The following is a 22,839-nucleotide window of genomic DNA, read 5'->3' on the forward strand; positions in this document are numbered from 1 at the left end:
GAATCAGATGAAAGCTTCTTTTCCGTCGGTTATTTCGATGGTCCTGGTGTTTGTCGCGGCCGCCCCGGTTCTCTTCGCGCTCCCTCCGATCGATAAGGAGTGGAAAGAGCGGTACATCGAGAAGAACCCGCCGCCGGCTTATAAGGAAGATGCTGCCACGCAGAAGTGCAATGTCTGCCATGAACCTGGCGGCAAGAAGGCCAAGAACGAATATGGCAAGGCGGTCGGCAAACACCTCAAAAAAGCCGACATCGATGCCCTGAAAGGCAATCCACCGGCAATGAAGAAACTCATTCAAGACGCCCTCGAAAAAGCGGAATCAGAGAAGAACGAAAAGGGCGAAAAGTTCGGCGACATCATGAAAAACGGCAAATTGCCTGGCTCGAAGTAACGCTCACGCAATTAAGTCTGTAACAAATTCGCCGCAATCGCGCTTCAGTCTGTTCTTCCCTATCTCTAACCTCTACTCCCTTCATCCCTTCAACTTCATCCCTACTCCCCCGCGAGAACAACGTGGCTCTCAATCTCAAATCGCTGATTGGCAAGTTGAACGAATACAGCCGCCGGGCCCTCGAAAACGCGGCCGGCCTTTGTTCCTCAAAAAGCAATTACAACGTCGAGATGGAGCACTGGCTCCTCAAACTGCTGGAAACGCCGAACACTGACATCGCTCGTTTGCTGCGGCAGTATGAGTTGAATCAATCGCACCTCGAACGCGACCTCACGAAGTCGATCGAACAATTCAAAACCGGCGCGAGTCGCGTGCCGTCGCTGTCGCCGAAGATCAGCGATCTGATTCGCGAAGCCTGGACGTTTGCGTCGGTGGAGTTCAACTCCAGCACAATCCGCTCCGGCCATTTGCTCCTCGCGATGCTTGCCACGCCCGACCTGGCCACGCTCATCATGAGTAGCTTGCCGCAGCTCAATAAGATTAATGTCGAGCAGCTGCAAAAAGACCTCCGCGACGTGACGGCGGGTTCGATCGAAGACGTTGCTAGCGCACCGGCCGGCGGTTCCGGCGCTGCTGCTCCGGCTGGCGGCGGCAAGACACCGGCCCTCGATCAATTCACGATCGATCTCACCGGCCTCGCCCGCGCGGGAAAAGTCGATCCAGTCCTCGGCCGTGATTTCGAAATCCGCCAGCTGATCGACATCTTGATGCGCCGCCGGCAGAACAATCCGATCCTCACCGGCGAAGCGGGCGTCGGCAAAACAGCCGTCGTCGAAGGCTTTGCGATCAAGATCGCCGCCGGCGATGTGCCGCCGATCTTGGCCAATGTTTCGCTCCGCACGCTCGACCTCGGCTTGTTGCAAGCCGGCGCTGGTGTGAAGGGCGAATTCGAAAACCGCCTGAAGTCGGTCATCGCCGAAGTGAAGGCTTCGCCGCAGCCGATCATCCTGTTCATCGACGAAGCTCACACCCTGATCGGTGCTGGCGGCGCTCAAGGCCAAGGTGACGCGGCCAACTTGCTGAAGCCGGCGCTCGCTCGCGGTGAACTCCGCACCATCGCGGCGACGACCTGGTCGGAATACAAAAAATACTTCGAAAAGGATCCGGCCCTTGCTCGCCGTTTCCAAGTCGTGAAGGTCGAAGAGCCGACGGAAGATGTCGCCATCAATATGATGCGTGGGTTTACTTCGACTCTGGAAGATCACCACAGTCTTCATGTGCTCGACGAAGCGATTCGCGACGCCGTGAAACTTTCGAGCCGCTACATCAGCGGCCGACAGTTGCCTGACAAGTCGGTCAGCTTGCTCGACACGGCTGCGGCCCGCGTGGCCATCAGCCACAACAGCACACCGGCGCTCGTCGAGGATGCCGGCCGACGAATCGAAGAGCTCACTCGTCACATCGAAGGCCTCACGCGTGAAAACGCGATTGGCGGCGGGCACGACGAACGGCTCGCCGAGTTGAAAGAAGAAAAAACAGCAGCCGAAGCCACGTACCAGCAGCTGAAAGATCGCTGGACGAAGGAACTGGAACTCGTAAAGCAAATCCGCGAGATTCGGACGAAGATCGAATCGGCAGTCGCACCGAAGAAGGCGAAGAAAAAGAAAGAAGCGCCGCCAGTAGCAGCACCAGCTGCGGCTGCTCCCGCAGGAACACCGGCTCCGGCCGCAAAGCCCGCCGAAGAACCCAAGCCGCCGACGGCCGAAGAACTCGTGCAGCTGCGCAAAGATCTCGATGCGAAAAACGCCGAGCTGAAAACGCTGCAGGGTGAAAACCCGCTGATGCAAGTTTGCGTCGATTCGCAAACAATTGCCGAAGTGGTCTCCGGCTGGACGGGCATTCCGATCGGCAAAATGTTTACCGACGAAATCAAAACGGTCCTCGCACTCCGCGAGAATCTCGAGAAGCGGGTCATCGGCCAATCGGATGCGCTCGAAGCCCTCGGCCAGCGGATTCGCACCGCCCGTGCCGGCCTCGTCGATCCCAAGCGGCCGATCGGCGTGTTCCTGCTCGTCGGCCCCAGCGGCGTCGGCAAGACCGAAACCGCGATGGCCCTCGCCGACATTTTGTACGGCGGCGACAAGAACATGGTCATCATCAACATGTCGGAGTATCAGGAAGCTCACACGGTCAGCAGCCTGAAGGGTTCGCCCCCGGGCTACGTCGGTTACGGCGAAGGTGGCGTGCTGACCGAAGCGGTCCGTCGCAAGCCGTACAGCGTGGTGCTGCTCGATGAAATCGAAAAAGCCCACAACGACGTGATGGAGCTCTTCTATCAGGTCTTCGACAAAGGCATGCTCGAAGACGGCGAAGGTCGCGAGATCGATTTCAAGAACACTGTAATCTTGCTCACCTCCAACGCCGGCACCGATGCGGTGATGAAGCTCTGCGCCGATCCCGACACTCGGCCCGATTCCGCCGGCCTCGCCGAAGCGCTGCGTCCCGAGCTTTTGAAGGTCTTCAAGCCGGCGTTCCTCGGCCGCATGGTGGTCCTCCCGTACTTCCCGCTCGCCGACGACGTGATGCGCGACATCATCAAGCTCAAACTCGGCCACATCGGCAAACGGCTGGCGGAAAATCACAAGGCCAAGTTCAGCTACGACGATTCGGTAGTCGAAGCCGTCCGCGAACGTTGCCGCGAAGTCGAAAGCGGCGCCCGCAACGTCGACCACATCCTCACCGGCACTATGTTGCCCGACATTTCGAAAGAAGTGCTGGCCCGCATGGCCGAAGGTCGCGCGATCAGCCGGGTGCACATCAAGGTGAACGGCCAATCGCAGTTTGCCTACGAACTCGAATAATTTTTCGGCGATTTGCGAAGAAATGCACGCAACTCCGCGGTTTCCGCGGCGAGAACATTAGGTAGAACAGAACCTTCGCCCCGGCGTGCGCGGAAAATCCGCGCACGCCGTACTCATATCATCGAGACCACGCACCATGTCGAAACTTGCCCAAAAAGGCCGCTGCCTCGGGGTCACCACCGCGGCTGGCGAAGACAAGCTCGTCATCGAGTCGTTCAACATGACCGAGCGGATGAGCTCGCTCTTTGCCATGACCGTCGACATGCTGTCGGAAGATCGCGAGGTTAAACCCGAAGCGATCATCGGCAAGCCCGTGACCGTGCGCGTCACTTCGCACGACGGCAATGTCGAGCGTTTCTTTCACGGCATTTGTCGGCGCTTTGCGCAGGGGCCCGAAGATGATCGCGTCCGCTCGTACCAGCTCGAAGCCGTGCCGTGGCTGTGGATGCTGACTCAAACTTCCGACTGCCGCATCTTCCAGGACAAGACTGCGCCCGAAATCATCAAAAAAATCTTCAGCGATCTCGGCTTTTCCGATTTCAAAGATGAACTGACCGCCACCTACACCAAGTGGGATTACTGCACGCAGTATCGCGAGACCGATTTCAATTTCATCAGCCGGCTGATGGAGCACGAAGGCATCTTCTATTACTTCAAGCATGAAAAGGATAAGCACACGCTGGTGCTCGCCGATTCACCCGATGCTCACAAGCCATGCCCTGTCGCAGCCGAAGTGAACTACATCCCCGAGATCGGCGGCGATAAGAAATACGAAGGTGTGCTCGACTGGCAACTGTCGCAGGAAATGAAGCCCGGCAAGTTCAGCAGCCGCGACTTCAATTTTCAAATGCCCGATAAGACGCTCGACGCCAACGAGTCGAGCCAGGTGAAGGTCGGCGGCAACGACAAGCTCGAGATGTTCGACTTCCCCGGCTACAACGGCCAGCAGTTCAACAAGCCCGATCAGCGGATGGGCGATGTCGAAAAGCTCGGCAAGTCGCTCGCCAAAATCCGTATGGAAGAGGAAGAAGCCTCGCATCTGGTCGCGACCGGCTCGTCGAACATGCGCGGCTTCTCGCCCGGCTTCAGCTTCACACTCAAGGACAAAGAGGGCCGCCGCACGAAGAACAATCCGTACGTGCTTACCGAGGTGCAGCACTCGGCCGTGCAAAGCCCGCCGTACTTTTCTGACGACGTGGTCGACAACGCTTATCAAAACACGTTTGCCTGCATTCCGAAGAAAGTGAAGTTCCGCCCCGCGCGAACCACGAGCAAGCCGGTTGTGCACGGCCTGCACACTGCCGTCGTGGTCGGCCCCAGCGGCGAAGAGATTTACACCGACAAGTACGGCCGCATCAAGGTGCAGTTTCCGTGGGACCGCGAAGGAAAGAAAGACGAGAGCAGCAGTTGCTGGCTCCGCGTCTCGCAGCCGTGGGCGGGCAAGCAATGGGGCGCGTTCTGCTGGCCGCGGATCGGGCATGAAGTGCTCGTCAACTTCATGGAGGGCGATCCCGATCAGCCGCTGTGCGTCGGCAGCGTCTACAACCACGACAACATGCCTCCCTACACGATGCCCGACAATCAAACGCGCTCGGGCATGAAGAGCCGCAGCTCAAAAGAAGGCAGCACCGACAACTTCAACGAGCTCCGCTTCGAAGACAAAAAGGACAAGGAAGAAATCTACTTCCACGCCGAGAAGGACTTCAATCGCGTCGTCGAAAACAACGACACACTGAAGGTGGGCTTCGATAAAAAGGACGACGGCGATCAGACGATCGAGATCTTCAACACCCAAACCGTGAAGATCGGCACGCCGCAAGCCAAAGAGGGAAGCCAGAAAACGGAGATCTATAAAGATCGCGACACGAAGCTCAAGATGGGCAACGATACGCTGAAGATCGAAATGGGCAACCGCGAGACAAAAATCTCGCTCGGCAACGACACCACCAAGCTCGACCTCGGCAAGAGCGCCACCGAAGCCATGCAATCGATCGAGCTCAAGGTGGGCCAGAGCAGCATCAAGATCGACCAGACGGGCGTGACCATCGAAGGAATGATGATCAAGATCAACGGCCAAATGATGACTGATATCAAAGGCCTGATGACCAACGTCCAAGGCTCGGCGATGGCGACGCTGAAGGGCGGAATTTTGATGATCAATTAAGTAGGCCGGAACAAGCTGTACTCAGCGCAGTTCCGGCGAGAATCGGCGAGTGACGCAATTCTTGCTTGCGATTGGCAATCAACAGCGCACAGAATGTGGGAACTGCTTCGACATTTCCCTCCCACCAGGTGCCGCCATGACTCTCTCCCGACGTGAGTTTGTGCAGACCTCGTCTGTTCTCACTGCTGCCGCGCTCTCGGGCGGTTTGCTGGAATCGCCGGTTGCTGCCGCCGAAGAGAATGCAACCGAGCGGCCGTTTCTCACACCAGCCGATAAATTTCGCGATGTCTCGCGCGGCACGCCCAAGCCGCATTCGCTCGTCGGCGAAGCGCTCGTTGCGGCGAAGCTCACACCAGAAACTTGGCGGCTTGAAATCACCATCGACGGTCCCGCCACGCCGGAGCAAAAGGAGTTTGCCACCGGGAAGGAACTCAAAAGCGAAACCGACAACTCCCTCGATCTCGCCGCGCTGCTGGAACTCGGCAAGAAGCACGAAGTCCAATTTCTCAAAGCCATGCAATGCCTCAACATCCCCGCGCCGCTTGGTCAGGGATTGTGGGAAGGGGTGCCGCTGCGTGATGTGCTGCGGCTGTGCTCGCCGCTGAAGAATGTGCGGCGGATTTACTACTGGGGCTTTCACAACAACGATCCGAAGCAGCTGTTTCAATCATCGCTGAGTTACACGCAAGCCATGGAGACGCCGCCAGGCGAACTGCCGGCGTTTCTCGCCTACCGCCTTAATGGCGAACCAATCCCGCTCATGCGCGGCGGCCCGGTGCGAATGGTCATTCCGTGGGCCCACGGCTTCAAGTCGATCAAATGGTTGCAGCGGATCTGCCTGACCAACGATTACAAAGCGAACGACACCTACGCCGAACAGAACAACGATCCTGAGTCGTATTTAAAAACAGCGGCGTATTTCGAAAATGTTCCCGCGAAGGTCGCCGCCGACAAACCGCTGCGAGTCAGCGGCACCGCGATGTCGGGGCTCTCGGGTTTGAAGCGCGTCGAGTATTCGCTGACAAGCGACGAGAACAAAGAAGAGAAATGGATTCCCGCGGCACTTGATGAGTCACCCAGCGATTGGTCGACGCAGTTGCCGGCTGGCATCTCATCCAAACAGATTCTGGGCTTCGATCCAAAAACCGGCGAACCGCGCACCTGGCCGCTTCGCTACAGCATGGTCGGTTGGTCGCTGAAACTTACCGACCTGAAGCCAGGCCAATACGCACTCCGCGTCCGCGCGGTCGATCTCAACGACTTCGCACAACCCGAGCCTCGGCCGATTCAAAAGACCGGGCGGAATTCGATCGAGGTGAAGGAGTTTGAAGTGGTGGGATGAAAGTACACAGTCGGCTTTCGCTCCGCGAGAGCACGCGTCTTTCGCCGGCGGAGTCGCCTAGGAAGCCGGCAGGGCGCGCGAATCGCGATGGGTAAAAGACGCGTCCTTTCGCGGAGCGAAAGGCGACTGTGGTTCGCCCCTTGGCCCTTCTGGCCGAGTGGCCTACATTCAACGGCATGAACGACCAGGACATGCTCCGCCGAATGATCGTGCAGCAGCTTGAGTCGCTGCGCGCAGCCGGTGTGCAGCAGATCGGCGCGCTGCCGTTTGTTGCGCCGGTGGCGCACACGGCGACTGCCCATGCTCCGGTTGCTCCAACTCCCAGACCTGCTCCGACTCCTCTTCCCGCTCGTCACGAGGACGAACCGATGCCCAAAAAAGCTGCGGCCAGCGCCAAGCCAGTTGCCAGCCCACCCGCTCCTCCCGGCGCCAGCGTCATTGGCTTGCCGTTCAGCAGTCCCTGCCTCAGCAGCAACGAACGGCTCGATGTTTTTGCGAAGATGAAAAAGGAAGTCGCCGGCTGTGTCGCTTGCCAGGCCCTGGTTCGCAATCGCACGCAAACCGTTTTTGGCGTGGGCAACGTCAATGCGCGCGTCGTCTTTTTTGGCGAAGCCCCAGGCGCGGATGAAGACAAACAAGGCGAGCCGTTCGTCGGCCGCGCGGGACAACTGCTGACGAAGATCATCGAGGCCTGCACGTTCAAACGCGAGGACGTTTACATCATGAACGTCCTCAAGTGTCGGCCGCCGGACAACCGCCAGCCGGAGCCGGACGAAGTCACCAAGTGCCGGCCGTTTTTCGAAAAGCAGTTCGATACGATCCAGCCCGAATACATCGTCTGCGCCGGCGCGACGCCCGCGCAAGCTCTGCTCGAGACTACGCTGTCGATCGGCAAGCTCCGGGGGAAGTTTCATTCGTATCGCGGCATCAAAGTCGTTTGCACGTACCACCCGGCATACTTGCTGCGAAATCCCGATGCCAAAAAGTTTGTGTGGGACGATTTGCAAATGATGCTGCGCGACATGGGAATCGATCCCACCAAACGCAGTTCTTAATACCAACGAGGAAGAGATGGCCGCCAAGAAAATCCTGATGCTCGTCGGCGACTACGTCGAAGACTACGAAGCGATGGTCCCCTATCAGATGTTGCTGATGGCGGGCCACCAGGTCGAAACCGTTTGCCCCGACAAGAAGGCCGGTCAGACGGTGCGGACCGCGATCCACGATTTCGACGGCGATCAAACCTACAGCGAAAAGCCGGGGCACAACTTTCGCGTGACGGCGACCTTCGACACGCTCGCTGAAGAGAGCTTCGATGCGCTCGTGATTCCCGGCGGCCGCGCACCGGAGTATTTACGACTCACGCCGCGCGTGCTGGAAATCGTGAAGCACTTTGCCGAGAAGAAAAAGCCGATCGCCGCGATCTGTCACGGCGCGCAGTTGCTCTCGGCAGCGAGGGTCATCAGCGGTCAGAAGATCAGTGCCTACCCAGCCTGCGCGGTGGAAGTGGAACTGGCCGGCGGCGAATTCGTCCCCGCTGCCGAAACGTTTGACAATGCGCACACCTGCGGCAACTTCGTCACGGCACCGGCCTGGCCGGCGCATCCGGAGTGGATCAAGCAGTTCTTGGCGCTGCTGGGTACGAAGATCAGCACTTAAGTTGTTCGATGTCTGATCAATTCATCTTCGTGGCGGACTTCGCGGACTTTTGCCGACTCGTCGACGAAAATAGAGTCGGCGTCAGCTGGACTGTCTATTCCGAAATCGGCCCCGATCAGATCGGCAGCTATCGAGTAGTGCAATTCTCCGTCGACGGAATCAGAGTGGCTGAAGACGCCACCATGACTCCCCTCGTCGAACGCCTAATCACGGCGTTATCGCTTCCCGCCTCGAGTGAAGACCTCGTCCTCTCCGGCGAAGGGAGCTTGCGCCGGAATGGAAACGAGATTGAAGTGGACTACGACTGGTTCAACGCCGCGCCCTACGCTGATCCCGTGGATCATGGGAGCGGTGTGTTCACGCTGGCGCGCGTCGATGAGCGGGCGTTCCGTGGAAATTGATGCTGAGTTTGAGCGCCGCTTCGGCCCCTCACCCCAGCCCTCTCCCCGGAGTACCGAGGAGAGGGAGTTAGGACCGTTTAGGCATCCGCCTTTTCTAGCAGGCCGATGTCTTGCATTACCTTCAGCAGCCAGGCGTGAATGCGCGCGTCGTGCTGGTCGGATTCGTTTTCTTCGTCGAGTCCCAAGCCGAGGAAGTGGTTGTCGTCGAACTTGCCGGCCGAGTCATCGAACGTGTAGCCCGCCGAGGGCCAGACGCCGACGAGCTCGGCGCCGAGCGGCTTGACGACGCCCCATAGTTCGCCCATCGCATCGAGGAAGTTGTAGGAATAGCCGACCGAATCGCCGAGGCAGAAGATTGCGACCTTCTTGCCTTTGAAATTCAGGTCTTTCATCCGCGGCAGGAAGTCGCCCCAGTCGTCCTGCATTTCGCCGATGTTCCAGGTCGATACGCCGAGGAACAGCAGATCGTACGGCAGCATGTCTTCCGGCTCGGCTTTGGCGACGTCGGCGATGTGTTGAATCCACTCGCCCATCTGCTCTTTGATTTTTTCGGCAGCCGTCTGTGTGTTGCCGGTGCTGGAACCGTAGAAAATCGCCATCGAAGTCATTTCACCATCTCCGTGTTTTGAGTTGAGATCGATCGGGAGAGTCCCGATCGGAGGCACAAGAAGCTGGCTACTTTGTTGACTGAAAGAAGACTGCGTGCAGATTCGACGCGCGAGCGTCCGAAGGTTGCAGGCAAGCATTTCACATTCGGCCAGAATGCTGTCGAAGAGGATGGCGGGCCGAACGGAGGCAACCGGCGATGGAGATCAACCGGCTGCTAACAGAACAAGTTTGCTAACGGAGGTTAGCTTGCCCCGAGAGAAATTCGATGTCAAGCCGGGGAAGCGGTAGAGTGCTCAGAGGGGCTGGCAGGGAAACGTAGTCCGAAGCCATGCTTCGGACGAGTTGCCACTCGCCACGTGCAAGGATCTGAATCCCTCATTCGAAGCATGGCTTCGAACTACGGGATCCCGCCAGCGTCAAACGATTCGAGCGACCATCGGCCTCGTGCCGATGGGGCCCTCACTTTCCGGCTGGTACGGGATCGTCTGACCCCTTAGCTACGCAGTGAGCGTTCCACTGGGGCGAGCCCAGTGGTCACGAAGGAAGAGTCGCAGTGAGCGATGGTAGCTGACCAGTGATCGCCCCGCCGGCACGAGGCCGGACGGTCGCGAGATCTTGGAAACAGTGAGCAGGGTCAGCAACTCATCGAACATCGGCCCCAAGAAGGAAGGACCTAAGTTGTCACGACTCAGGGTCTAATTTTGCAGTTGCTCTTTTTCAAATTGGTAGGTCTTTGGTCAATCGACAGAGGTCGCTGCGGTACCGGTGCGCGCGGATCGCAAGGTACGGCGGGTGAGGTGAGGGCTGCTGGGCAGTCGAGCGGAGTGCAATAATCTGTGATATCGGGAGGGTGTTATTACCGCGGTTTTTTGGTGCAAGTTGTTGGTGGATCGAGAGTTGGGAGCTCGCAAAAATATTGCATCACCTGTTATATAACCCTCCCTCGGAATAGCGGGCGGGAGGGTTGCAGGCACTCGTGTGCCTGAACTATCGCGGCAGGACGTTGGTGGCATCCAGGTCGTCGGCGGGGATTTCCACGCCTTCGACGAAGCTTTGCAGGGTGCGGGCCCGGTAGGGTTGTTGCAGCTTGCGGACGGCCTTGGTTTCGATCTGGCGGACGCGTTCGCGGGTGACGCAGAAGATCTTGCCCACTTCTTCGAGCGTGTAGGCGTAGCCGTCGGTCAGGCCGTAACGGAGGCGGAGGATTTCGCGTTCGCGATAGTTCAGGGTCGACATGGCTTCTTCGATGCGGTTCTTCAGAGCGACCTGGTTGGCTTCGAACAACGGATCGTCTTCGCGGTGATCGGCGAGGAACTCACCGAAGTAGCTGTCGTCGTGATCGCCGACCGGTTGATCGAGCGACAACGGCTGACGGGCCATCTTGATGATGCAGCGAGCTTCTTCGAGCGACAGGCCGGCGCGGCGGGCGGTTTCTTCGGCCGTGGGTTCGCGACCGAGTTCTTGGACGAGTTGACGAGTGATGATGCGGACCTTGCTCATCGTGTCGATCATGTGCACCGGCACGCGGATGGTGCGGCTTTGATCGGCGATGGCCCGGGTGATGGCTTGGCGAATCCACCACGTGGCGTAGGTGCTGAACTTGAAACCACGAGCGTATTCGAACTTATCGACGGCACGCATCAGGCCGGTGTTGCCTTCTTGAATCAGATCGAGAAAGCTCAAACCGCGGTTGCGATACTTCTTGGCGATCGACACCACCAGACGCAGATTGCCTGCCGAGAGAACTCGCTTCGCAGCGTCATACGATTGGTGATAGGCTTCGGTCCGTTCGATGCGGCGAGTCAGGGTCGAAGGAGTTTCGAGCGTGATCCGCATCAGGTGCACGAGTTCCTTGCGGAGTTCGCTGTGGCTGCGGCCGCAGAAGGAACCGGTGGCCTTGGCTTCCTTGACCTGGTGACGCAGGACACGCATGCGGATCTGGATTTCCTTGAGCTTGTCGAACAACGGCTGGAGGCGGTTGTTGCGGAGGTTCATTTCTTCGACCAGGCGAACGGCCTTGTTGCGGCGGCGGGTGAGGTTGATCCAGGCCTGGTGGCGAGCCTTCTTCGGCTGTTGCTTGCTGATGGCGATGCGGAAGTCGGCGTGGTTGGCCTTGAGCAGCTTCTTGAGCGTGACCAGGTTTGGCCAGATCCGCTTCATGATCCGCTTCTTCTCAGTCGTGTTCGTCACGCTGACTTCGATGGTGCGATCGAGCCGGAGTTGACCGTCGCGAACCTTTTCGAGCAGTTCGACGGCCCCTTGCAGGACGTAGTCGGTGGCGAGCATCGAGTGGCGGAACCGCTTGCGAGTCGCTTCGATCTTACGGGCGGCAGAGATTTCTTCGGCCCGGTTGAGGAGCGGAATCTGGCCCATTTGCATGAGGTACATGCGAACCGGGTCGTCGGTGGCGTCGACGCTGTCGGATTCGTCTTCGACAGTGGTGATGTCTTCTTCGACGAAACCGAATTCTTCGGCTTCTTCCAGCACTACTGCGTCGTCCATTTCATCACCCAGGCCGAGGCGATCGTCGCCAGTGCGGGCGTGACCGTTGGCCTTCTTCGCCGGGCCCTTTTTGGCGGCGGCTGGCTGAACGGAGACTGGCAGAGACTTGCGGAAGCTTTTGGCCATCGATTACTGCTCCAAGGTGAGAAACCGCAGCGTTGACTCGCGGTGATAATTGGAAGTAAAGCAAGGCCCATGCCCCTCCTGGATTGGCTTGTGTGCTGGCCCGCATCTTGAGTCTGAAACTCTTGACAGGGCAGCACTTTGGACTAGGAACGCCGTTACTTAATTGCCGCCGCGCGAATGTCAAGTGTGGTGTTGTCGCCACAGCGGACCCGCATCACGTTGCCGCGAAGCAACAAGGAATGCTACGGAGGAGGGATTGAAGGAGTAGTGCCAGAACGGCGGAGAGTGCCGATTTTTGCGGATAATCGGCGAACTCGGCGCGGTTGTATGGGTCATACAGCTTGCGCTGGCGAGTCGCTGCATCTGGAACCGCGCCGCGCGGCTGAGTATGCTGTGAGTGCTTTCCCAGGCCGAATGAAATCGGCTTCGCTTTCTTCCCCGCCTCTCCGATGTTGGTCGCTTATGCTTCGCTCATTGTTCGTCGCTGCTATCGCCTGCCTGTCGCTGCCGATCGTGACGCTCGCTGCGGATTTGTTTCCGGATAAGAACCTGGAAGCTGCCGTGCGGGAGCAAGTCTTTGAAAAGCGGAACAACACGATGCCGCTGGTCGAAGCGGACGTAGCGAACATCGCGATCGTAAAAGGAGCCGACAAGAAGATCAAAGATCTGACCGGCCTGGAGAAGTGCAAGAGCCTCGCTCAGCTGGAGCTGATGAACAATGAGATCGTCGACCTAACGCCGCTGAAGGAACTGAAGAACATCCAGCAGCTGCGGCTGGAGAAGAACAAGATTGTCAGCCTCGAACCGCTGGCCGGCCTGACCGACATTCAGTACCTCAGCATCAACGACAATCAGATCGAGGACCTCAGCCCGCTGAAGAAGATCTCTGCCCTGCGGAACCTGTACGCCGGCAACAACAAGATCAAGGACATCAGCCCGCTGACGGAGACCAAGAAGGTTTACTCGCTTTATCTCAACGCCAACCCGATCGAAGACTTCAAGCCGCTGGCCGAACTGAAGAGCCTGGAACGCCTTGATTTGCGGTACACCAGCATTACCGATCTGTCGCCGCTGGCCGGTTTGACCGAGCTCCGCTTCCTGTTTCTCAACTACAGCAAGGTGAGCGACCTCGCCGTGCTGGTCGAAATGGCCAAGAAGGACTTCGAAGGCCAAAAGCGGTTTGCGCCGTTCTGGAAGCTCTATCTGGGCGACACGCCGCTAAGCGAAGCGGCGAAAACGGCCCAGATGGCTGAACTGAAAAAGTACGGCGTGCGGGTGAATGTGGAATCGCTGAAGTGGTAACGCGCTTGTTCTGTTCCCTCGCCTCGGTACTTCGGGGAGAGGGTTAGGGTGAGGGGCCCGAATCAGCTAAGCCGCATCAGAAAATAGGCTCCATCCTCACTCGTTCCTTCGCTGGCGATCTGCCAGCCGTGGCGTTCGTAGAAGCCCAGCGCGCGGACGTTCTTTTCCATGCACTTGAGCGTGGCGGGGCGGCCGATTTCTTTCAGGCAGGCCGCGAGCAGTTGCTCGCCGATCCCCTGCTGCTGATGAGCCATATCTACGAACAGATTGTGGACGAAGTTTTCTGGCGGCCACCATGAGACAAAGCCCACGATCTTCTCGCCGAGCGTCGCGACGAGAATCGGTTCGTCCTGCGTAGCCGTGTCGAAGTCCGCAAGTTGGAGCGATTCGTGGTTCAGCCAAACGAACGCAGCGCGACGAGTCTCCAGAAACAGGCTGCGCAAAGTTGTCGCATCGTCGGGTTGGAATGGGCGAATGATGAGGGACATAAGGTTACGACAGAGTGTCGGGGAAGTCTTAAAAAGTTGCGGAATCTCGCTTCGCCCTGCTGCCGCCGTCCAGCCGCGTCACCCACAGATTGTACGCTCTGGAAACGGAACGCTCGCAACATCCCTTCAGGAGAACCAAAGAATGAATGTGTGGAATAGACGGCTGCGGAAACTGCGTCGCGGCGCAACGGCAGTGCAAGTGGCCGTGGTGATTGGCGCGGTGACGATTGCGGTGGCGCTCGGCGTGGCGCAGGTCGGCACGCAAAGCCAGACACAGTTGTCGCGCACGGCAACCGACGTGGGAAACCCCAACAGCCTGGTGGGCCGATTCGGTAATTCCAGCGGCAGCAGTTCGTCGGGCAGCTCGAGCTCTGATAGTTCCGGTTCAAGTTCCGGCAGCAGCAGCTCTGGTTCGACTGGTTCCGGTTCGACCACAACTGGCGGCTCGAGTGGATCGACTGGTTCCAGCGGCGCGCTCTGCCCCTAGTTTTCATAGACACGGAGATTTCTCCCGATTGGCGCCTGCCACGCCAATTCTGGAAGCGTGCTCAACTCAGCATGCACAATCCATCATGCACAACTCACGCAACACGGCCGCTTATGGCCTGGCAGCGATTAGTTTCTTTCTGTTGCACGGCGGTTACCAGCTGGTTCACGGCCGTTGGGAAAACCTCCTCTGGGCCTGTCATCTGGCCGATCTGATTGTCGGCGTGGGCCTGGTTCTAAGATCGCGCTCGATCGCGGCGATGGGCCTGGTGATGCTCGGCTTTGGTGTGCCGATGTGGCTCGTTTCGCTGGCCACCGGCGGCGACTTTTATCCGACATCGATCCTGACGCATTTGGGCGGCATGAGCGTCGGCATCGTAGGCCTGAAGCGTTTAGGCGGCCTGCGCGATGATTGGTGGCGAGCTTATCTGCTGGTGCTGACGCTGGTCGTCGTTTCGCACTTCTACACGACCGCGAGCTTGAATGTGAACATGGCGTTCAACACTTGGTCGTTTGCCCGGCCGTGGATAACCAGCTTGAGCTGGCACTTATTGAGTTTGCTGGCGGTGTGGGCCGCGGGCTTGTATGTCGCCGAGCAATGCCTGCGGCGAACGGTGCTCCGCAGCAGTTTGGCTTGAAACAGATTACTTATAGAGAATCAACTTGCCTTGCTTGGTGCAGCGCAGGCGATAGGTCTGGCCGCGATGAACGATCAGGGCTTCGGTATCACTGCCAAGCAGGTCATCCGACTTCCAAACTCGCTTTTGTTCATCAGCACTCAGCATCTCGCTGGTGACCGTGCCCGGCGCCGGCAGTTGCAGAGCGGTTTCGGGGGGGCCTGAATTCTTTTCGGTCGTCATGGCAGCCTCTCGCATAATGCGACGCAACGGACCGCTGCGTGGAAAGCTAGTGATGTGATTCATTCAAGTACCAGCGTTGAGGAGGAGTACGCGGGATGATTACTGCGACGTACGCAGGCAAAACAGTTTCTCGCCCGTGCGGATCAGCAAGCTGCCGTTGACGACGGCCACGCCGTATTGCGTCGCGCCGGCGAAGTTGGCCGCACCCGCTCGCTTTTCCGGAGTGTCTTCGTTGGCGCCTTTGGCCGGATCGGGTTTGACCGCGGCGGGATCCCACAACTGATTCTCGGCGAGGACTTCGAATTTCGCGCCGCTCCGAATCACCGTGGTGTGACCATCCTTGCCGAAGAAATAAACGCGATCGCCAAAGCCCACCGGCGTGGCCCAGCACGATTGCTTGATCCGCTGTGTATAGTTCGATTCGCCCGAAGCCGCGTCGAGGCAGTAAACCACGCCGCTGCGATTGACCCAATACGCCTGGCCGCCATACGCCATGGGCGAACCAAAGGTCGGCGAAGCTTGTTCGTTGCGCCACAGCACTTTGGGCTCCGGCTTGCCGCTGGCGATGTCGATCATCATGGCCAGGTTGCTCTTCTTGGCGAGATCGGCCCGTTCGGCTTCGCGACCAGCCGAAGCGCCGACGAGGAACGAACCGGCCGCGTTTTGAACGGGAGTCGACGATGTGTTGCCGCCAACTTCTTCATAAGTCCAGAGCTGCTTACCGGTCGCCGCGTCGTAGCCATCGACTGATCCCGACGAGCTGCAAACGACTTGCATCGATTCGCCCGCTTTCACAAGCGCCGGCGAACTCCAACTGGTTCGGCTGGTTCGGTCGGTCTTCCACTTGGTCTTGCCATCGGCGGTGTTCAGGGCGATCAAGTACGATGGGCCATCGTGTTCGATCAGCACGATCACAGCGTCGCCAAAGAGAACCGGCGAAGCCGACAAGCCGTGGTTTGTTTTGAACTTGCCAAACTCGGTCGAAAGCGACTTCCGCCAGAGTTCGGTCCCTTCCATTGAGATGGCGACCACATCGCCGCTCTCGAAGAATGCATAGACATTCTTGCCATCGGTCACCGGCGTGGGGGCCGCTCGGCTGACGTAGAGGCTGTTCTTCACCTTGTCCGACGATTCAAACGAATCCTTCCACAGCTGCTTGCCGTCGGCGAGGCTGAACGCGAGGACGTGGTTGGTGTCCTTCATGTCGCCTTCGACCGACGTGACGAACACGCGGTCGCCCCAGACGATGGGGCTCGATTGGCCGTGCCCCGGAATGGCAGCTTCCCAGGCGATGTTCTTCGTCGGCGACCACTCCAGCGGCAGAGAATTGGCTTCAACGGCCGAGGCTCCCTGGCCGAGAAACGCCGGCCAGGCGGGAGTCGCGTCGGCGGAGCACAAACTGAGCAAAACCAACCAGGCGGGAGACATCGTGATACTCGAAGCTGCGGGTGTGTACGAAAGCCGAACGCACGCCGGTGCGTGCGTTCGGCGGTTTGCGGCAGGCGGAGATCTGCCGCGGAGTTCCTGAGGAATTAGTTCTTTTCTGGACCACCGAAACGAATGGCTTCGGTTTCCGTAGTTTTGCCCGTGCGGCTGGTGCCGGCGACGACCAGGATCTGTTGATCGTCGCTGATCACCAGACGATGGAAGAACCGAGGATGCTTGAGAGTCGCGGCCTTCTCCCAGCTCTTGCCGTCGTTCGACAAGCGAAGGAGCGAGCCATCCTGAACGGTGCAATACAGGCCGTCGTTGCCGCCAAAGGCCGATGGGCCGAACGCCGCCATGCCGCTGCCGGGCAACTTCGGCCCTTCGCTCCACTTGTCCGACTTCGGATCGTAGATCGAAACGGCTTGGGTTACTTCGTTGTCGTTAGTCATGCCGCCGAGGACATAGAGCTTGCCCTGATAACCAGCCACGGCGAGAGCGCGGCGGAAGAACTCGGGCTTGGCGATTTCTTTCCAAGCGAGCTTTTCTTGCGACAGGTCGCAAACGAGCGCCGTGTTGTGCCAATCGCCATCACCTTCGCCGTTCAGTTCCCAACCGCCAACGACATACAAGTGATCGCCGACGATAGCCGCGTCATGGCTGGAACGACCGCGCGGCATCGGCGTGAGTTCGGTCCACTTGCCCGTGGCAGGGTCAAACCGGCTGAAGTCCTTGCTGGAATAGAGGAGCCACTTTTCGCCCTTGTCGTTGCGTGATTCCCAACCGCCGATGCGATAGACCTGGCCTTTATAACCAACCATTGCCAGGCCAGTCCGCTTCGGCCCCGTCGAGACTTCTTCCCAAGCTTCTGGCTTGGCGAGATTCAAACGCAGCAGCGCACCAGTTTGCTGATCGGCCGAGTAGTTGTGGGCCGAGCCCATGTGACCGCCGTAGACATACAGATTGCCACCGGCGATGGCGGCTCCGGCGCTCGTCACGCCGACCTTGATCGCCGGGAGTTCCTTGTGCGAAACCGCCGGCGAATCGGCTTTCAGCAACTGATGATTGGCAAAGCTGATTTCTTCGACCACGCGAGTTCCATCGTCCTTGTTAATCGCAGCGAGCACCCGCACCGGCAGATCGACGCCGTCGATTCGCTTCCAATCTTGCAGCACTTGGCGGGTGGAGACAATCTCACCGGCTTTGTTCCAAGTGGTAACGCTATAGCTCTTCGGCAGGTGCTTGCCTTCCGGCGTGCGAGCAACTTCGCCGACGCTGATGACCATGTGATTGTCGCCGTGAAAGCGATGCACTTCGGTGAGCACGTCCCCTTCCACACGCCACAGGCTCTTTTCGTTGGCGTCTTTCGACTTCATCAAGCGCCCCAGCGGATGGCTGGTGTCTTCGTCGGCATATTCGAGATTCGTGGCGCCTTGATCGTCGGCCAAGCGATGACCGATCAGCGAGTTGAGCGAGCGCTCGACCCATTCGAGACCTTTGGTATCACCCAGCTTGATCTCGAGCTTGCCGTCGGCGGAAACCTTCAATGTTCCGGCTGCAGCCTTACCAGCCGAGGCAACTTTCAATTCCGCAGTGAAGCCCGGAAACTTCTCCCACGTAGCTCGACCGTGGTGGGCTTTGTCCATCGCGCTTTGAGCTGACTCAACTGCGAACGCAGGATTCGCCACCGCGGCGCTCAAGCTCAGAAGTGCTAACATTCGCACAAACGACATTTGATAAACCCTTGCGTATCGCGTGCTCGGCTGCGATCCCTAATTGATAGTGAGTCTCAGTAGCGTCGGATCATAAGCGATTTGCACGATATGTCAAGCCACAGTCCGCCAAACATCTCCATCCGGCCCGTCATCGAAGCCGACCTGCCGACCCTCTATCGCATTCGCACCGATCCGCGCGTCAGTGTCTTTCAGTTTCGCTTACAAGCGAGTGATACGCTCGAGGAGATGAAATCGCGCATGCTGGAAACTCAGCCGAAGGGGGACTTCACGTATCGCTACACTTCGCTCGTTGCGAACGAGGAAGTCGTCGGCTACTCCACGCAGATGCTCTACCGCGGCAATGGCCAGCTACATTGCTACAGCGGCTGGAACGTCGACCCCGAACACTGGGGCCGAGGTTGTGCGCGCGAAGGTTTGCGGCAGGTGCTCGACGAACTATTTGACGTGCACAAGGTTCAGATCTTCATCGCCGACTGCTTCGCCGGAAATGCACGCTGCCTGCGTTTACTGCAGCGACTCGGTTTTCGTCGCGGCAGCATCCCTTGGCTCGAACGGCTGCAAACAGCCTGGAGCTTTCGCTGCGGCCATTGGATCATGCGCTGGTACATGACACCCGATGATTGGCAGCGAGAGCGAAACGTCAAGCAGCTGTTCGGCTAGCGCTGCGTTTTACCTGCGGGCATCCTTCGCGATGCTCCGCAGCGCGGCCTGTTCCAACTGCTGCTGCACTTCCGGCAGCGGATATTCCAGCAACGACAGCCCGTCGGGTTGCTGGCCGAGTTCGCACAGCCGCAGCCAACCGCGCGTGACAAGCTCTTCGCGGTCGCGGACAAATTTCGGATCGAGATGCCGCTTATCGAAGTCCCCTTCGACGCTGATCGGCGGGAAGGCTTCGTGCACGACGAACTGGGCGAGCACCGGCGTGCAGCGAATGTGCTTTTCCGGTGTCGTGTGCAGCGTTTCAGGATCGAGCTGGCCGATCACGTAGCGCAGATAGAGTTCGCTGTGCCAGATATCGCCGACGTCTTCGCCACACACTTCGCACAAATAGCCTTGCTCGCACCGCGCCATTTCATTTCTTCCTTGCAGACTAAGCGTGGGCCGCAGCGTGCTGGATTGCATGCCGCTTGCGCCATTGGGCGCTCATTCGTCCCGCGAAAAACGCGAGGCAGGCATAAACAGCCGCCAAAAAGATGCACCAGGGTTGGGCCTTGCCGGTGGCATATTGCTGATCGAGTTGCAACGTGGACACGAGCGATGTTTCGCCACTGGTCATGATGGTCAAGCCGAGCAGCGCTGCATAGATCGCGGCGAAGGCCAGCGACTGCAGCGTGACCATCCAGACACTGGCCCAATCGGGAACTTGCGCGAGGAGTACCACGGTGGCGAACTGCACCATCCCGAGCATCAAGAGCAAGAAGACCCAACTCGATACCGTGAAGGCGCCCGCGCTACGAAAATAATCGGAGAGCTCCCAAACCGCCGGCGCGATGCTGATGAACGTTGCCGCCAGCAGCGCCACCGCTAACGGCCAGACCATTGGTCGCTGTGACTTTTTCGGCCGTGCAGGCGTTGCCGAAGTCTTGATCGCCGGTTGAGGCTCGACCGTGCTTTTTACGGCAGGCAACGTCGCGGCCGGCGGCGTTGCAACCTGCGGCGCGATAGGCAATGGTTCTGGAACGGTCGGAGCAGCTACGATCGGCGGAGCAACCTCGAAGCGTGCCGTTGTTGGTCCGACCGGAACCGACGCCAAAATGGTCGCTGAGATCGGTGGCGCCTGCGGTTCGTCTTCGATTACAAACAGCGGCTTTGATTTCGGAGTTGGTGCAACGGCCTTCTCTGCTGAAATGAACTTCTTCGGCGGCACCTCAACGGTATCCGTTGTCGTCGGATCGTTCTTGCGAGGTGCGAGCGGCGCTGCCGAGACTACCACTGGTGAAGTGAACGTGATCTCAGGTGCCGGCGGCTCATTCACGATCGCGGTGATCGTTGGTACGAACGGATCGGCGAGTTGTTCTTCCGCGACTTTTTCGCCAGGCGGTTCCATCTTTGCCGATGTCTGTTCGGCTGCCAGCCCGGGCTTTTTGACGCGCGACTTCGGTGGCGGCATCATCCCCGCCACATCATGGCTGGATTTCGCTGCAACCGAGTGTCCTGCGACTCGCGCCGATTGCCGTCCCGCGGTTGCGTTCCCACTTTTCTGCGAAATCGTAGCGGCGCGTGGCTTGGGGAGTTCCTGAGGTGTTCCCGGAACTTGCACATCAATGCCACAATTCGGACAGCGCAGCACAGTCCCAGCACGATGGTCAGGGACCATCATCAAGTGACCAGCCGAACATTGTGCGCGCAGCGGCATGAACCCAAAAACTCCGAAGAAACTACCTCTACTTGAGTCTGGTTTGCCGTTGCCAGCAGGTCAAGGCAGGACGCACGCCACTTACTTCGTGCAGGGCTATTTTGGCGAGCGGGGCGCGAGCTCAGTGATCACGAAATCGCTGAACCACGCTTCGCCATCCTCGGCAACCAGGCGAAATTCGTGGCTGACCTGCGGCCGGTGCGAAAAATCAAAACCAACCGGATCGTTGTCGACAAACGCATACCAGCCCGAAGAGTGCCGTTCGATTCGCACCGCGTGTTTGTCGTAGCGAGTCTTCCGCAGCGGCACGACGCTCGACCGTGGCAACCAACCTTGCAGATCGCCACGCTTGTTTCCCACCTGTGAACCTTGGGGCGTGATCCGGAGCACGACGCGCCGATCATCGCCGGGCTCGTTGATTTTTTCGGGCACGTCAACATGCACTTCGAGCACTTTGGCGTCGTGCAATTCGACGAAGAGTTCCAGGCGGAAGTACTGCAAGTTGCCGTTGGCCGCGGTCGCCAGTTCGGGGAAACGGCGAATCAACACGCCGTCGCCTTCGAGTACATTCTCTTGATCGTCGTTCGTCGTCGATGCCCAGCGACTACCGGCCAGACGCTTCCAATCATTGAACGACGCACCTTGATAGGGCAGGCTGATGACATTTTCGCTGGGTACCAAATCCGGCGCGCCTGGGCCGTTCAAGCTCAAAAAGGCAACGGCGCCGAGGGCCAGGCAGACGAGAGCGATAGCGGCAGCTGCGAGAATGCGAGTACGTTGCGACTTCGGCGACTCGGTGGGCATCTCCACCGTTTCGCTATGCACTGCATCGCGCGGCGACGGACGCGTGACCGCTTGAGGATCTGCTGGCATGGCAACTGTCGGAGTCGGCACCGACAACTGCGTGCTCATCAACATCCGCCGCGAAGCGCTCAGTCCCTGCTGGCCGATCAGTTCATCGATTCGCTCGATCAGCAGTCCATAGTCCTGCGGCCGTTTGCCGGGCTCGTGGGCCATCAATTCATCAACGAGATCGGCCGAGGTGGGCGTGATATCGGGGCGAGTGGCCCGCAAGGATTCGGTTTTCCCTTGCAACTTCATCGCCATCAGTTTGGTGATGTCGAAGCCAGCCATCGGCGGCAGGCCGGAGAGCAAATGAAACGCAGTTGCGCCCAGCGAATAGATGTCGGTTCGATAATCGACCACATCGCCGTTTAGTTGCTCGGGTGACATGTAGTGCGGACTGCCGAGCGTGACGTTGGTCGACGTCAGCCGAGTTCTCTCATCCGACGCCGTCGTCAACCACGCCAAGCCAAAGTCGCCGAGCTTGGCGAGTGGCACGCCGGTCGGCAGCGGGTAACCGGCCGGTGGCCGAACCAGCAAGATATTCGCCGGCTTTACGTCGCGATGCACGACGTTGGTATGTTGCGCCGCGGCGAGCCCCGCCGCAGCCTGGCGAACGATTTGCCAGGCTGTGGTTTCATCAAACACCCCATGCCGGCGGATGTGATGATCGGCGTCGAGCCCTTCGACGAGTTCCATCACAAAGTACAGTCGGCCTTCATGCCGGCCGAAATCGTAGGCCGCGACGATATTCGGATGCTGAAGCTTGGCAACGACCTGCGCCTCGACCTCGAAGCGTTTGACCGCTACGTCGCCCGCCAACTGATGCAGCGGCACAAGCTTGATGGCGACATCGCGATCGAGGCTCAGTTGCTTGGCGCGGAATACCACGCCCATTCCTCCCTGGCCGATCATATTGGTGATCTCGTAGCCCGGGACAATTTCAAGCGGCCGGCAGAGCGTTTCGATAATGTCGATCTGCGTCGGCGTGACGAGGGCTTTTTGCAAGGCCAGCTGGATGGGCGGCACACCCTGCGAGCTTGATTGTTCGCGCAGTAAGGCGACCGTGGGAGCCGACAGAACGGCTAATTCCTCCGCAACCGTGAGAAACTCACGTCGCCGCAAATTCGCGCCACTGGGAGACACACCACTCATATTGCCAAATCAATGACCTTAGACAGGGAAGCCACAAACTTAGCACAGCAGAGCCCCAATATGTAGCGCCTGAGTTCTGGCAGCGAGCCGATACCTGGATCGACCGGCGAAAGCGGCAAACTGTCGCGCTCTG

The 22,839-nt window shown here is 58.9% G+C and carries 20 protein-coding genes; 11 read left to right on the top strand and 9 right to left on the bottom strand.

The annotated features are described in order from the left end of the window. The first annotated feature begins 7 nt into the window (after window positions 1–7). The 7 genes from M9Q49_RS19380 (at window position 8) to M9Q49_RS19410 (ending at window position 8,818) form a co-directional block, all read left to right on the top strand. On the top strand, window positions 8–391 hold the full coding sequence (locus tag M9Q49_RS19380; protein ID WP_254510476.1) for a hypothetical protein: 384 nt from the start codon (window positions 8–10) through the stop codon (window positions 389–391). Window positions 392–513: 122 nt separating this feature from the next. Then, window positions 514–3,252: a type VI secretion system ATPase TssH gene (gene tssH, locus M9Q49_RS19385; protein WP_254510477.1), complete on the top strand. Its 2,739-nt coding sequence runs from the start codon at window positions 514–516 to the stop codon at window positions 3,250–3,252. A gap of 136 nt (window positions 3,253–3,388) precedes the next feature. Beyond that, a complete protein-coding gene (locus M9Q49_RS19390) occupies window positions 3,389–5,416 on the top strand; it encodes a type VI secretion system Vgr family protein (RefSeq protein ID WP_254510478.1) in 2,028 nt (675 codons plus the stop codon). Between the two features lie 136 nt (window positions 5,417–5,552). After that, entirely contained in the window at window positions 5,553–6,758 is a 1,206-nt protein-coding gene (locus M9Q49_RS19395; RefSeq protein WP_254510479.1) for a molybdopterin-dependent oxidoreductase, read from the top strand. A gap of 128 nt (window positions 6,759–6,886) precedes the next feature. Next, a complete protein-coding gene (locus M9Q49_RS19400) occupies window positions 6,887–7,813 on the top strand; it encodes a uracil-DNA glycosylase (protein ID WP_254510480.1) in 927 nt (308 codons plus the stop codon). 16 nt (window positions 7,814–7,829) lie between these two features. Then, complete coding sequence (locus tag M9Q49_RS19405) at window positions 7,830–8,417, top strand: DJ-1/PfpI family protein (protein ID WP_254510481.1); 588 nt, start codon at window positions 7,830–7,832, stop codon at window positions 8,415–8,417. An 8-nt stretch (window positions 8,418–8,425) separates the two neighbouring features. Further along, a complete protein-coding gene (locus M9Q49_RS19410) occupies window positions 8,426–8,818 on the top strand; it encodes a hypothetical protein (RefSeq protein WP_254510482.1) in 393 nt (130 codons plus the stop codon). 77 nt (window positions 8,819–8,895) lie between these two features. Here the strand turns inward: M9Q49_RS19410 and M9Q49_RS19415 are convergent, their stop codons facing one another. Together M9Q49_RS19415 and M9Q49_RS19420 are read right to left on the bottom strand one after the other, a co-directional pair. Beyond that, complete coding sequence (locus tag M9Q49_RS19415) at window positions 8,896–9,426, bottom strand: flavodoxin (RefSeq protein WP_254510483.1); 531 nt, start codon at window positions 9,424–9,426, stop codon at window positions 8,896–8,898. A 988-nt stretch (window positions 9,427–10,414) separates the two neighbouring features. Beyond that, complete coding sequence (locus M9Q49_RS19420; RefSeq protein ID WP_254511870.1) at window positions 10,415–11,929, bottom strand: sigma-70 family RNA polymerase sigma factor; 1,515 nt, start codon at window positions 11,927–11,929, stop codon at window positions 10,415–10,417. Window positions 11,930–12,517: 588 nt separating this feature from the next. Between M9Q49_RS19420 and M9Q49_RS19425 the strand changes: the two genes are divergently transcribed. Next, window positions 12,518–13,357, top strand: coding sequence for a leucine-rich repeat domain-containing protein (locus tag M9Q49_RS19425; RefSeq protein WP_254510484.1), 840 nt, complete (start codon window positions 12,518–12,520; stop codon window positions 13,355–13,357). Window positions 13,358–13,419: 62 nt separating this feature from the next. On the opposite strand, the gene M9Q49_RS19430 is transcribed toward M9Q49_RS19425, so the two are convergent. After that, window positions 13,420–13,845 (bottom strand): GNAT family N-acetyltransferase, encoded by a 426-nt coding sequence (locus tag M9Q49_RS19430; RefSeq protein ID WP_254510485.1) that lies wholly within the window; start codon window positions 13,843–13,845, stop codon window positions 13,420–13,422. A 142-nt stretch (window positions 13,846–13,987) separates the two neighbouring features. Between M9Q49_RS19430 and M9Q49_RS19435 the strand changes: the two genes are divergently transcribed. Both M9Q49_RS19435 and M9Q49_RS19440 read left to right on the top strand, forming a co-directional pair. Next, window positions 13,988–14,332: a Flp family type IVb pilin gene (locus tag M9Q49_RS19435; protein ID WP_254510486.1), complete on the top strand. Its 345-nt coding sequence runs from the start codon at window positions 13,988–13,990 to the stop codon at window positions 14,330–14,332. Window positions 14,333–14,417: 85 nt separating this feature from the next. Continuing rightward, window positions 14,418–14,969: a hypothetical protein gene (locus tag M9Q49_RS19440; protein WP_254510487.1), complete on the top strand. Its 552-nt coding sequence runs from the start codon at window positions 14,418–14,420 to the stop codon at window positions 14,967–14,969. A gap of 6 nt (window positions 14,970–14,975) precedes the next feature. On the opposite strand, the gene hemP is transcribed toward M9Q49_RS19440, so the two are convergent. The 3 genes from hemP to M9Q49_RS19455 all read right to left on the bottom strand — a co-directional run bounded on the left by hemP (window position 14,976) and on the right by M9Q49_RS19455 (window position 18,349). Beyond that, window positions 14,976–15,191: a hemin uptake protein HemP gene (gene hemP / locus M9Q49_RS19445; RefSeq protein WP_254510488.1), complete on the bottom strand. Its 216-nt coding sequence runs from the start codon at window positions 15,189–15,191 to the stop codon at window positions 14,976–14,978. 99 nt (window positions 15,192–15,290) lie between these two features. After that, entirely contained in the window at window positions 15,291–16,619 is a 1,329-nt protein-coding gene (locus M9Q49_RS19450) for an outer membrane protein assembly factor BamB family protein (protein WP_254510489.1), read from the bottom strand. 104 nt (window positions 16,620–16,723) lie between these two features. After that, a complete protein-coding gene (locus tag M9Q49_RS19455) occupies window positions 16,724–18,349 on the bottom strand; it encodes a DUF3386 family protein (protein WP_254510490.1) in 1,626 nt (541 codons plus the stop codon). Window positions 18,350–18,439: 90 nt separating this feature from the next. Here M9Q49_RS19455 and M9Q49_RS19460 point away from each other — a divergent pair, with 90 nt between their 5' ends. After that, window positions 18,440–19,012: a GNAT family N-acetyltransferase gene (locus M9Q49_RS19460; RefSeq protein ID WP_254510491.1), complete on the top strand. Its 573-nt coding sequence runs from the start codon at window positions 18,440–18,442 to the stop codon at window positions 19,010–19,012. Between the two features lie 9 nt (window positions 19,013–19,021). On the opposite strand, the gene M9Q49_RS19465 is transcribed toward M9Q49_RS19460, so the two are convergent. From M9Q49_RS19465 to M9Q49_RS19475, 3 genes are all read right to left on the bottom strand, one after another. Then, window positions 19,022–19,423: a hypothetical protein gene (locus M9Q49_RS19465; protein ID WP_254510492.1), complete on the bottom strand. Its 402-nt coding sequence runs from the start codon at window positions 19,421–19,423 to the stop codon at window positions 19,022–19,024. Window positions 19,424–19,442: 19 nt separating this feature from the next. Next, window positions 19,443–20,465, bottom strand: coding sequence for a hypothetical protein (locus tag M9Q49_RS19470; protein ID WP_254510493.1), 1,023 nt, complete (start codon window positions 20,463–20,465; stop codon window positions 19,443–19,445). A 339-nt stretch (window positions 20,466–20,804) separates the two neighbouring features. Further along, entirely contained in the window at window positions 20,805–22,706 is a 1,902-nt protein-coding gene (locus tag M9Q49_RS19475; protein WP_254510494.1) for a serine/threonine protein kinase, read from the bottom strand. Between the last annotated feature and the right edge of the window lie 133 nt (window positions 22,707–22,839).

This window comes from Anatilimnocola floriformis, assembly GCF_024256385.1.
Taxonomy (GTDB): Bacteria; Planctomycetota; Planctomycetia; order Pirellulales; family Pirellulaceae; genus Anatilimnocola; species Anatilimnocola floriformis.